Annotated in this window: 13 protein-coding genes; 3 read left to right on the top strand and 10 right to left on the bottom strand. The window is 42.8% G+C overall.

The genetic code is table 11. From position 1 onward, the window contains the following. The first annotated feature begins 267 nt into the window (after nucleotides 1-267). Complete coding sequence (locus tag R7F07_RS05220; RefSeq protein ID WP_005376619.1) at nucleotides 268-519, top strand: YgjV family protein; 252 nt, start codon at nucleotides 268-270, stop codon at nucleotides 517-519. A gap of 88 nt (nucleotides 520-607) precedes the next feature. On the opposite strand, the gene R7F07_RS05215 is transcribed toward R7F07_RS05220, so the two are convergent. Next, nucleotides 608-889, bottom strand: a complete 282-nt coding sequence (locus R7F07_RS05215) for a DUF2218 domain-containing protein (RefSeq protein WP_005376622.1) — start codon at nucleotides 887-889, stop codon at nucleotides 608-610. 41 nt (nucleotides 890-930) lie between these two features. Next, nucleotides 931-2937 carry a TonB-dependent siderophore receptor gene (locus R7F07_RS05210; RefSeq protein ID WP_005382608.1) on the bottom strand — a complete coding sequence of 669 codons (2007 nt, stop codon included), beginning with the start codon at nucleotides 2935-2937 and terminating at the stop codon, nucleotides 931-933. A gap of 116 nt (nucleotides 2938-3053) precedes the next feature. On the opposite strand from R7F07_RS05210, the gene R7F07_RS05205 reads away from it, so the two are divergent. Both R7F07_RS05205 and cueR read left to right on the top strand, forming a co-directional pair. Then, nucleotides 3054-4022 (top strand): helix-turn-helix domain-containing protein, encoded by a 969-nt coding sequence (locus R7F07_RS05205; protein WP_171343175.1) that lies wholly within the window; start codon nucleotides 3054-3056, stop codon nucleotides 4020-4022. 87 nt (nucleotides 4023-4109) lie between these two features. Then, entirely contained in the window at nucleotides 4110-4496 is a 387-nt protein-coding gene (gene cueR / locus R7F07_RS05200; RefSeq protein WP_171343174.1) for a Cu(I)-responsive transcriptional regulator, read from the top strand. Between the two features lie 42 nt (nucleotides 4497-4538). On the opposite strand, the gene vctC is transcribed toward cueR, so the two are convergent. The 8 genes from vctC to R7F07_RS05160 all read right to left on the bottom strand — a co-directional run bounded on the left by vctC (nucleotide 4539) and on the right by R7F07_RS05160 (nucleotide 12080). Beyond that, nucleotides 4539-5294, bottom strand: coding sequence for an iron chelate ABC transporter ATP-binding protein VctC (vctC, locus tag R7F07_RS05195; RefSeq protein ID WP_017635379.1), 756 nt, complete (start codon nucleotides 5292-5294; stop codon nucleotides 4539-4541). Between the two features lie 2 nt (nucleotides 5295-5296). Next, complete coding sequence (vctG, locus tag R7F07_RS05190; protein WP_005376631.1) at nucleotides 5297-6247, bottom strand: iron chelate uptake ABC transporter permease subunit VctG; 951 nt, start codon at nucleotides 6245-6247, stop codon at nucleotides 5297-5299. Next, nucleotides 6240-7175 carry an iron chelate uptake ABC transporter permease subunit VctD gene (gene vctD / locus R7F07_RS05185; RefSeq protein WP_017820306.1) on the bottom strand — a complete coding sequence of 312 codons (936 nt, stop codon included), beginning with the start codon at nucleotides 7173-7175 and terminating at the stop codon, nucleotides 6240-6242. Before vctD ends, vctG begins: the two co-directional genes overlap by 8 nt. Nucleotides 7176-7197: 22 nt before the next feature. Next, complete coding sequence (locus R7F07_RS05180) at nucleotides 7198-8106, bottom strand: siderophore ABC transporter substrate-binding protein (protein WP_065275234.1); 909 nt, start codon at nucleotides 8104-8106, stop codon at nucleotides 7198-7200. 163 nt (nucleotides 8107-8269) lie between these two features. After that, nucleotides 8270-8950, bottom strand: a complete 681-nt coding sequence (locus R7F07_RS05175) for a Crp/Fnr family transcriptional regulator (RefSeq protein WP_171343173.1) — start codon at nucleotides 8948-8950, stop codon at nucleotides 8270-8272. A gap of 134 nt (nucleotides 8951-9084) precedes the next feature. Further along, nucleotides 9085-9816 (bottom strand): nucleoside phosphorylase, encoded by a 732-nt coding sequence (locus tag R7F07_RS05170; protein ID WP_017635382.1) that lies wholly within the window; start codon nucleotides 9814-9816, stop codon nucleotides 9085-9087. A 10-nt stretch (nucleotides 9817-9826) separates the two neighbouring features. After that, nucleotides 9827-10558 carry a nicotinamide riboside transporter PnuC gene (pnuC, locus tag R7F07_RS05165; protein WP_025767870.1) on the bottom strand — a complete coding sequence of 244 codons (732 nt, stop codon included), beginning with the start codon at nucleotides 10556-10558 and terminating at the stop codon, nucleotides 9827-9829. A gap of 499 nt (nucleotides 10559-11057) precedes the next feature. Continuing rightward, on the bottom strand, nucleotides 11058-12080 hold the full coding sequence (locus tag R7F07_RS05160) for a substrate-binding domain-containing protein (RefSeq protein WP_025767871.1): 1023 nt from the start codon (nucleotides 12078-12080) through the stop codon (nucleotides 11058-11060). Nucleotides 12081-12089: the final 9 nt, after the last annotated feature.

The raw sequence follows: 12089 nt of genomic DNA, 5'->3' as shown, positions 1-12089 counted from the left end.
ACTTTCAATGGTGTTTGAGCTATTAATGTCATCGTTATTATCAATCAACACAATAAGTAAAATTATCAGTAATTCCAGTCCTAAACGTTTGCGTAATCGCTAACCTTCTCTTAACCTTGATTTGAGGCTTTTATCACGGTTTTTCCATTGATATAGTGCGTCCATACAACAAAAAAAGACCATTCGAGGCATGGAGCTTCCTCATTAATCTCAAGATGAGAAGAATTGGTACCGACAAAATTCGGCAGATTTTAAGAGGGTCAAAAAATGGACATGAATATGGTTGAGATTTTAGGTTATGCAGCTTCAATCATGGTCGCTATTTCGCTAACTATGAAAGATATTGTTAAGCTTCGTATCCTTAACTTTATTGGTTGTGCGCTATTTACTGCTTACGGACTAATGATTGATTCTTGGCCTGTAGTACTAACTAACGGTTTTATAGCTTGCGTTAACATCTACTTCCTAGCAAAAATGCAGCAGGAAAAAAAAAGCCTAGAGCCTGAGAAAGCGCAATAGCATTCAAACAATAAAAGCCCGCAAATCATAAGATTGCGGGCTTTTGCTTTTAACATTCCCTTTCTATCACAGCATCCTTAAACGAGCGCTAACGAACCCAGCTAAGTGCTAATGTTTCTCGACGAGAAAACATGTCCACATGCGATGAAATGATCGCCTTAACCGTATTCAGTTTCTCTTCTGAATCCGCCTCACAGGTTATAGTTAAGCTAGATGCACAAAGGTTAAACTCCGCTTTTCCCGTCGGAAATGTCACCAAACCGCTATTTTCATTCCAAGTAGCAGGAACTTTTCGTCCAAAATGCCGACAAAGCGTCACTAAGTATTTGTCAGCGTGTTCGCTATCTATTCGGGTGCTTTCTTTAATCATGAACTTACTCGTTACTTTGAAACGTCCTATGAAGAACCTTGTTAGAATTGATAAGCTGCAGAGAGCTTGAAGTTGCGACCCGGCTCGTAGTCATCAAGCGTGAAGCCACGTGCAGTACCCGAACGAGACGCATGAGAGCTGTACAACTCGTCAAATACATTATCAATACCAAAGGTCACCGACAGCCCATCAATATCAGACGGCACCCATTGAGCGTATAGATTATGCACATCATAACTTGCTTTCTTTGGCTGACCATCAAAGACGTTGTCTTCCTCTAGAACAAACATTGAGTTCCACCCGAAGATCGTTTCTAAAGCGTCTGACTGGTAATCCAAAGTTAGAGCAATGCTATCACCCATATCAATGCTACGCCCATTGCCCCCAGCAACAGGACCACCAGTATTCTTGTTTTTGGTGTCCGACTTAGAGTAAGAAAGTTTGCTGTTAAACTTGTCGTAACCATAAGAAGCACTTGCTTCAAAGCCTTTAATCTCAACATCACCTAAGTTGTAAATCAGGTAAGTTTGAGTCGCGTTTTGGTACTGATCTGCAATGTAATCATCAATTTCCGTTTGGAATACCGTAATATTCGCCCCAAAGAAATGCTTATCAAAGGTTTTATCAAAACGAACACCACCCTGCGTGTTCAATCCCGTTTCTGGCTTTAACCCATCCTCTAAAAATGCAACGTCTTGGTAAGCAATAAAGGTTTCCATTAGCTCTGGACCTTTAAATAGAGAGCGTGCACTCGCAAACAACGTCCAATCTTGAGTCACCGCCCACTCTGCTGCTAGAGCCCAAGTCACATCATCATAATTACTGGTTCCTGTCTCAGCTTTGCGTTTGTAATCATCAAAGCGCATACCTGCGGTAATAAAGAAGGCATCAGAGAAGAAGAACTGATCTTCTACAAACAGTGCGGTTGAAATCGCCGATTCGTCCATAAACTTACGACTACCGTAGTAACTCGAAGACGTTTTATCCATGTAGTCGAAGCCATAAGTGACTCGATTATCAAACTCACCTAACATAACATCTGACTGGAATTTGCCATTCAAACCAAAGTTTTGGTTTTTGGCGGTGTTCTTTGATAAACGGTTCGAGGGCCAACGAGGGGCCATCACCGTTTCGTCACGTTTAATTTCTGTCTCGGTATTATAAAGAGTGACGTTTCCTTGGTGTTGTTCGCCTCGCAACTCGTAACTCAAGGTAACGGTATCGCGGTCATAATCCGTAGGGATAAGTAACTTGCTCGACAGGCTATTATTTGCACTACCCGACATATCAGGACGCGGACTGTAATCTCCACTGTCTCGGTACATGTCATAAGAGAGCTCAAAACGATGGATGTCATTTAGTTCATACCCCAGCTTAGCCAGAATGTTGTAAACATCACCTGCAGCACCATAGGTTTTATTGCCATCACCATCTTCAAAATCATCACGCGTAACGTAATGGCCATAGACCATCGCATCAATGTTTTCGGACAAAAGTCCGTACAGTGTCAACGAACCTTGTTGGTTGTCGTTGGATGCATAGCCGCCATAAACACGCGCACCAAACTTTTCATCGTAACGAAGTAAGTCACGAGCGTCTTTCGTTTCAAAGTAGACCGAACCGCCTAACCCGTTTTGAGTCACAGAGTTATTACCTACCTGAATGTCCGCAGATTTGAGAATGTCAGGGTTCAACGTCAAGTTACCAATATGATGGAACATGCTCGCATGCTGAGAAGCACCGTCAAGACGAATGTCCAAATCGGTTTCGCTCAAACCACGAATCGTAATACGTTGATTCACAGAGTGTGTGCCACCAACATCCACACCGGGAATATCGCGCAGTAAATCAGACATATGATCCGCTTGCTTCAGTGACATGTCGTCCGCAAACATCGACTCAGTGTTGCTGGAAACTTTCGTTCCCCATACAACGACCTCTTCAAAATGTGACTCAGTATCTTGAGCTAAAACAGGGGTTGATAGCGCCATTCCCACTGCAAGGCAAAGGCTTGAAAGCTTGATAGGTGAACAAGCAGGGCTTTCCATAACTTCATTCCTAAATATTAATGATAATAATTCTCAGATATAATAAGCATGAGTTTTATAAATACAAAGGCGATTTGGTTATGCGAAATCGCACAAGTGTTATGAGGAAGTGTCAAATGCAGGAAGTCACAACAAAACGAACTAAAATTGCCAAGATAGCTTTAACCCAAAGACTAGAGGCGACAGAGAAACAATGGATTGTCACGCAAGGCCAACCTTGTCAAACTCAACTGGCCGAAGGTAAGTTCCTATCATATCAGTATAATGATCAAATTTTTGTTCATGGCGGGCGTTGTCTAGAACTTATTGATTCGAATATTGTTTCTACTGCACACGCCTCACTGCTGGTCACTATTCTTTTAGAAGGTAGACTCTCGTTTGGCTACGACGATTTGCAATTTGATTTAGACGCGAGCGACGGCCCTAAGGGTGTAGTGGTGAACTTACTCAAACCTGCAAATTTTCGTCGTTCACTGCTCAAAGATAACCTCATTAATAAGATCAACATATTGGTTAAGCCCCAATGGCTAGAGGCCCGCCTTGAGCAAAATTGTAGTCATCAAGCCTTTTTTAACTCTCATCAGGCGTTTCAACAGTTGGAGCTTAACCAGACGCTATGCGAGCTGGCTGAAACGTTAACAAATAGAGAAACACCGCAAGAGTTTCAAGAGAAGCTAGAGGTCGAAAGCTTGATCTATCAAATATTACATCAAGCCACCAAGCAAATTCCTAAGAATTTCAGTGCTAAAAACAGCAGTATTGAACGACACATTGATGGTCGGATTGAGGATATTGTCAGCTATATTGAAACTCACCTTGATCAAGAACTACGCTTGGAAAAGTTGGCGAGCCAATTCTCAATGAGTGTTTCAAACCTGCAGCGCCGATTTAAACAATCACTTAATATGACCATAAACGGCTACATTCGTTTTCGACGTCTTGAGATTGCTAAGCAACATTTGGAACGTGGCCTAGTGACGATAACAGAAGCCGCCTATGAAGCCGGATACCACCACCCTTCTAACTTCACTTATGCCTTTAAAAAGGCATTTGGTGTGCCACCACATGAAGTGATTAAAGAGTAAGGGGACTCTAGGTAACTGACTGTTATTTAGGAGTGTCTTATCCACAACATCGGTATATACTCGCCTTAAACGTTATGGAGGTTAAACATGAATATTGGTGCTATCGCGAAGCTCACAGGGCTTTCATCTAAGTCGATTCGATTATATGAAGACAAAGGGATCATATCTCCACCAGCGCGTAGCGACTCTGGCTATCGCGAATATTCAGATAATCATATTCAAGAGCTTAACTTGGTATCACGCGCAAAAAGCGCAGGCTTTTCGTTGCAAGAATGCAAAGAGTTCGTACAACTTGCTCATAACCCCAACCGCAAAAGTAGTGAAGTAAAAGCAAGAACCATGGACAAACTGAGAGAGGTTGAAGAAAAAATTGCACACCTCATGGAGATCAAAACGCAACTTGAAGGTTGGGTTTCTTCTTGTCCTGGAGATGCAGAGAGCCGATGCCCAATCATAGACGAGCTCACCAAGTAAGCCCGCCTATCTATTGGTCTCGTTAAAAACGAACTAGCTCGCTTAATGATAAGTACACATGCGCTTACCGTTCAATTCTATGATGTTAAATGGCGTTTCGTAGATGTCCTCTAGCGTAGACGCTTGAATAACCTCTTCAACCGCACCACTCGCCACAACCTTGCCTTTCTTAAGCGCCAATATGACATCTGAGTAACACGCCGCGAAATTAATATCATGAATCACGACCACCATGGCTTTATTCATGTCATGGGCTAACTGCTGCACAACTTTCATGATCTGAAGAGAGTGTTTGATATCTAAGTTATTAAGAGGTTCATCAAGAAAGACATAATCTGTATCTTGTGCAATCACCATAGCAATAAATGCAAGCTGTCGCTGACCACCACTTAATTCATCCAAGTATTTGTCTTGAATATCTTGCAAATCTAAGTAGTCGATCGCTTGTTCTATGACCTCATGATCTTCTTTAGTCAGATTTCCTTTAGAGTATGGGAAACGACCAAAAGAGACTAACTCTTTTACGGTAAACCGCATTGTAATCGAGTTAGCTTGGCGAAGTACTGCCAGTTTTTTCGCTAGCTCTTTTGTGTCCCATTCCGCGATTTCCTTGCAATCAATGATAACACTACCGCCATCTCGCTCCGTTAAGCGCGAGGCCATAGATAACAGCGTGCTCTTTCCCGCGCCATTTGGACCGATAATCGATGTTACCTTGCCCTTTTCAAACTGAGTATTGGCCTCGTCTACGACTTTGTTTGAACCGAAAGCCTTCGTTAATTTGTCTATTACTATCATATTTATACAACTTTGTTTTTCAGCAGCAGGTATAAGAAATACGCACCGCCGATAAAGTTAATTACGACACTCAACGTCGTCTCAAAACTGAACACGTTTTCGATTATCCATTGCCCAGCAAGTAATGAACTGATGGATAGAAACGAACATCCGACCAATAGCGTTTTATGTTGGTAACTTCGGAACATTTCTCGGCTTAAGTTGGTCACTAGTAAACCAAAGAACATGATTGGCCCTACCAAAGCCGTAGAAATAGCAATCAAAACCGCCGAGATAATAAACACATTTCTCGTCACTTTAGGTACATCAACACCCAAACTTTTCGCATTGTCTTGGTCGAGCCAAAACACATCTAAAGTGCGATGCATCCTAAACAACAACCAACATGCAAACATCAAAGCCGGAGCACTAAAGTAAACCAAGTTCACTTTGACATTATTGAAACTGGCGTACAGTTTCGACTGAACAATTGCATATGTGTTTGGGTCCATCAGCAAAGAAAAGAATGACGCCGCATTGGAAAATAGCTGACCAAAGATCAAGCCGACCAATAGCAACGTAATCAAGTTCTTGCTGCCTTTTGAAAAGTAAAACCCAAACAGCAGTAGCGAAAACGACACCATTACAATGACTGCAATCGCGAAATTGACGTACAAGTTAAGAACTAAGGTACTCAACCCACCAAAAATCAACACGATCAAAATTTGGGTTAACACATACAGCGCATCAAAACCCATGATACTTGGCGTTAAAATTCGGTTGTGCGTAATGGTTTGAAATACAAGTGAAGACTGAGCAATGGCCACACCCGCTAGCACTATCGCCAATACTTTAGGAACTCTACGAGACAAAAAATATTGGTAGTTGTCAGCCGTTAGCCCAATACCAATAAACAGACACGCGAAAAGAATCGCAATGCCACCTAGCAGCAGGATTTTCGTTGAATCACGCATGTTGCTTACCTCGCAACAACATAGCGATGAATACCACTCCACCCAATATGCTGATCACGATAGAGATTGGCATTTCATGAGGGAAAATAATTAAACGACTCACCAAGTCGCAACACAACACTAAAATGGCCCCATACATGGCCGTAAGCGGAATGTTCTTTTTGAGGTTATCGCCATAAAAGTGACTCACGAGATTCGGTACAATCAGCCCTAAGAATGGCAACTGGCCAACAATCATCACGACACTTGCTGACATGATGGACACCAATAGCACGCCAATCGTCACAACCTGCTGATAATTCAAACCCAAGTTAATCGCGAAATCTTTTCCGATACCTACGGCGGAGATCCTTGCGGCAAAAAGATAGCTGAGGATAACCATTGGTACCGCGATGTACAGCAGTTCAAAATCACCACGCAAGATGTTAGCGAAGTTTGCGACTGTCCAAGCATTCAGACTTTGAAGTGCATCATATTTGTAAGCGATAAACGTAGTCATGGATTGGATGACATTGCCGAAAATAATCCCGACAAGCGGCACAAAAACCACGCTCTTAAATTGAATGCGCTGAATAAAGAAAACAAACGCCAGCGTCCCAAATACCGAGATGCCGAATACGAGCCAAAGGTGATTGTCGTTACCAAAGAAAACCACGCTCAGTACATAGCCCAACATGGCACATTCGATCGTACCAGTTGTAGAAGGTGCAGCAAATCGGTTCTGGCTGATTTGCTGCATGACAAGACCCGCAATACTCAAGCCAGCACCAGCAAGCAATATGGCAAATAAACGTGGTATACGGCTGGTAAAGAAAAGTTCTAATGCTTTCTCATCACCTGAAAAGAGTTGTTGGGGTGTCATGTTTGCCACCCCAACAAATAACGAAACCGTGCTTAAAACCACAAGGGTTAGCAATAACTTCTTCAAAGTTAACCTCTGCTATCTTGGATTACAGTTCAACGGTTTGCTTTATCTCACTGACCATTTTTTCTGTTGCTGTCACACCAGACATCGACAAGTACCACGCGTCCACATCTAAATAAGTGATTTTATGATTTTTATATGCCGCAGTCGCTTTGACTAAGTCGTTATCCATGGATTTACGAATATCGTTATCCGGCGTACCTGTCAGAGAATTTCGGTCAACCACGAGAATATTTTTCGGGTTAGCTTCACGAATAAACTCATAAGAAATGACATCTCCGTGAGTGCCCGTTTTCACGTGCTCAACCGTTTCCAAGAAGCCAAAGTCGTTATAAATGACGCCAAATCGCGACTGGGCACCAAACGCGCTGATGTTGTCACCCATGCTTAAAATCGTTAATGCATCATTTTTGTTCGATTGGTTGTAGTCGCGGATTGCTTTGAATTGAGTATCTAACGCTTCAATTTTCTGCTCTACTTTTTCTTCGATATTGAAGATCTTACCAATATTGCGCCATTGCGCTTGCGTGCCTTCCCAATAGCCTTGGTTTTCTTTCGCCGCGAAAACAACTGTAGGGGCAATTTCACTCAGCTCTTCATATTTCGCAGACGCTCGCGGACCAACCAAAATCAAATCCGGTTTTTGCATGTAGATGGTTTCAAAATCAGGTTCAAACAAACTACCCGCAGAGGTGTAGTTATCTTTGCTGTATTTTGAAAGGTAACTAGGAAGATTAGAAGAGTTAGATACTGCAACGGGATCGATACCAAAGTTGTCCAGCGCATCTAGCGGGCCAAAGCCAATCACAACCACACGCTCTGGGGATTGTTCTAGCTCTGTTTGACCCATGTAGTGGTCAATCACAACTTTAGCAGCGAAAGAAGGAGAAACAGTAAATAACGACAGCATAGCCGCACCGACGAATTTTTTCATTTTGTTAAGCCTTAATGAGATCTATTATCATACGCGTTCGCAATATAACGCTACTCTTTAATGCATTCAACAAAATTTAAGGTACTTTACATTAGTTACGTTTACTCAAGACTTAGATATATCAAAGACTTATAAAACCCATTAGTTTCAATACCTGGGCGTATCATTCATGCGCTTCAATAAACGCTTTGAGTGCCAGCTCATCAATAATCTCCAAACCGTTGTCTGTTTTGGTAATCAATCCCTTTTCAATCAAGTCCTTAACTGCACGTCGATAGACTCGGCCTGAGGTGCCAAACCGCTCAGCCTCTTGGTTCACTTTATCAAAGCCACCAAGGAGCTTATCCGTCTGATTACGGACGAGAAGATCATAGGCAATGTTGTAAGTAATGGGATGCAACAAACGATTAGTGTAGATATCCATGGAGTCTTGATAATCCTCAGCCAATGCTGAAGCGAAGAACACCATCATTTCAGGATGATTTTGCAGAGCTTCGGTTAGTTTTTGGATACAGATAACATCAACCTGCATATGTTCATCTGCTATCACATTCCATTGACAAGGGGTCTGAGTGAAGAACTCCATTTCACCATAAATATGATAGTCGCAGTTAGCTTCCCCTAATTGAAAACGTCGTCCATTTGCGGCCAATATGTTCATCGAGACTCGACCTACTGGCACAACATACAAGTACTGAAGTTGCTCACCTTGGCGGAGAATTGCTTCCCCAGCATCAAAGTAACGCGAATTTATTTGGCATTGATAAATCAAATCGCGAAAGGTGGTACTCTTTTCTTCAAGGTATGTTTTGAAGCGACCAGTCGGATAAGGGCTGATTTTCATTTTCTGCTCTCTCAGAAAAAGTTACGGACAACTATTTAAGGTGGATTGTACCCCGTAACTCCAAATAAAAAAGCGACAGTGACCTGTCGCTTTACATCTATTCTGTTTATGTGACTTACTGAGATAGAGACTGGCTAACGCTGAGCAACCAAGGCTTCTAATGCCGTAATCGCGGCACTCTTCTCACCTTGCATCATTACTTTGGCCTCATCAACGTACTGACCAACCCCTTCTTTCACATCTTGTTGATACAGCACCACGTTGTTTAATATCGAAGCCACATGAAGGCCTCGTAGTCGACCGACCGTAAACAGCGCAGAGGTTTCCATATCTGCACCTAAGATGCCTTTCTTGTTCCAATGTTGGCATATTGCATCCTCGTCATCGGTATAGAAACTGTCGTGAGAACGCACCACACCAAAATGATAATGCACTTTTTGCATCGACAAGTAACGCTCAACTTCCTTTAACAGTGAAAAGCTTGCGTAGGCTGGATAAGACGAATCGACATACGCTTTAGAGCCGCCCTCATCTCTTACCGCGCCTTCGGCAATGATCAACTCGCCAAGATGAATGCCTGATTGCATTGCCCCCGCAGATCCAACGCGTACCACATGAGTCACACCGCACTGTTTTAGCTCTTCCACTGCGATGATCATCGATGGCGCACCTATACCTGTACTACACACTGAAACAGGCTTGCCTTTGTAGTTGCCGGTAAACACACGGTACTCGCGGTTTTCCGACACCATTTCTGCATCATCAAATAATGCCGCGATACGATTCGCTCGATCTGGCTCGCCGCATACAATAACGAGGGGAGCGATTTGTGTTTCATCCACTCCGATATGAGGTTGTTTGGCCATTTTTCGTTCCTTACGCAGCAGCGTGCGCTAAGGTTTTATCGCCATTGCGCTTAGCGCTACGAGCCCACTCACGCGTGCCATTGGCAGCGATGAACATAAGAATCGCGTACTGAACAGACATTGCGTAAACACCTTGCGTCGCGTAGATACCCACACTGATGATGTTAATCACGACCCATAGAATCCAGTTTTCGACGTATTTACGTGTCATCAGAATTTGTGCAACAACAGAAAGTACTGTCATGGTTGCATCCCAGAACGGAAACGCGTCAGGTTCAAGCACCGGTTCAGCCAAGCCAGCACCAAAGAGATTCAAGCTATCAACAGCAATGTTTGCTAGCGCAAAGAAAAATGGGTCGATATAGATCGTTAATAATGCGATACATGCAACGCTAATAGAGGCAGTAGTAATAAGTTTCTGTTTATTTAACCAGCGAACCTCCAGCGTTTCACCTTGTGCGTTTGGACGAGTCCACGCATACCAGCCGTAAATGTTCGCACAGAAGAAAAACAATTGAAGAAGCAATAATCCGTATAACTGAATTTGAAAAAAGATAACGGCAAAAAGCGTGACATTCAGCAAACCGAATAAGTAGTTGATGGTTTTTTCTTGGCTGGCAAACCAAATGCAAAGCAGTCCAAAAACTGTACCGAAAGCTTCGATCCAACTCATTGCGTAGCCGTCGCCGATCGGAATGTTAACGAGAGTATTATTAATATCGAGTAAGGCAAAGAGGTCCATAACATGTCCTTTATTATTTTGTTTGGAATACGCTTATATTAGAGCGTGATCCCCAACAAAAAGGAGGACATTTGTCCTCCTCTTGATGCACTCGATCATAATTCAGTTCAATGTTTACTTGAAAGCAATAAATGATGCTATTGAACGATGTTGGAAATAGACGTGCCTATGAATCCAAGCCTAGATAGCGTTTTTTGAATGCAGAAGCTGATGCAAATAAAGCTGACGCCAAAAGTGTAATAATAAAGCCAATTGCGTACTCAAATGCTTCATTAACCAGTAGCTGATAGCAGCTCACAAAAAAAATCAATACAACTGTAATAACATTAACTCGGTGAAACCAAGGGTGTTTTACAGATAACTTAGCGTAACCTTTTGATAACATTTAACTAATCCGCCAGACAACAATTAATAGTTTTATTTATAATCAACGACGATAGTAAGGCTTTATCGTATAAAGAGAAACGACTTTTTTAATTTTTTAGCTCAACATCACACGTCATTCAGTGACGTTTGACTTTAACCTCTTGACGCTTTTCCGTTCCACTAGAGTCGGTTCTAATTGTACGACCTGTGCCTCTGTTGACTTTTCATCCAACTTTCGGACAAGAGTCTCAACGGCAGCCTGCCCCAAACGGTACTTAGGCTGATGAATGGTAGTTAGCGATGGCGACATAAATTTCGCGATATGGATGTCATCGTAACCAATAATGGACAGGTCGTCCGGCACTTTAATATCGAGCTCATTTGCGGCGTTAATCACCCCCATCGCCATCATATCGTTAGAGACGAAAATCGAGCTAGGTAATGCGCCACGTTGAGCCATTTTTTTGAACGCTTGATACCCACCCTCACATTCGAAGTCAGACTCAATGATCCAATTGGCATTAAATTCCAAGCCAGCTTCGTTCATTGCTCGCTTATAACCTTCGTATCGCATTTGCGCTTGGTGTTTAATCAAAGGGCCTGTGATGCACCCAATTTCGGTATGGCCGCAATCAATTAAGTATTTCGCCGCTAAGTAACCGCCACGAAGTGAGTTGTCTTGGATTTTATCGCTTGTAAATAGCATTGGCCCCCAGTCCATTACCACAACTGGGATATCTGGGTAACGCTCAAATACATCGATACGCTCTCCTTCTAGCGACGAGCACATCAAGATCAAACCATCGACACGCTTTTGCAATAGCGTATTAATGGATTGACGCATACGTTCGTTATCACCCTCGGTGTTACATAAAATGAGGCTGTAGCCTTTTTGGTAGCAGCTGCGTTCGACGCCTTTTACGACTTCGCCAAAGAATGGGTTGGTTGAGGTTGTCACGAGCATACCAATGGTTTTGGTACGATTAACTTTGAGGCTACGCGCCAACGCAGAGGGCGCGTAGTAGTTAAGCTCTTTTGCGGCATTGTTAACGCGTTCAGAGATCTCTTCGCTCACAAAACGCGTCTTGTTAATAACATGGCTCACTGTTGAAGTGGAAACCCCTGCCAGTTTTGCGATGTCTTTCATCGTCGCCATGTTACTACT

Source organism: Vibrio sp. YT-16 (assembly GCF_033337405.1).
GTDB classification, from domain to species: Bacteria; Pseudomonadota; Gammaproteobacteria; order Enterobacterales; family Vibrionaceae; genus Vibrio; species Vibrio alginolyticus.
The sequence above is the reverse complement of the archived record's forward strand: the minus strand, read 5'-3'. Positions and strand labels throughout refer to the sequence as shown.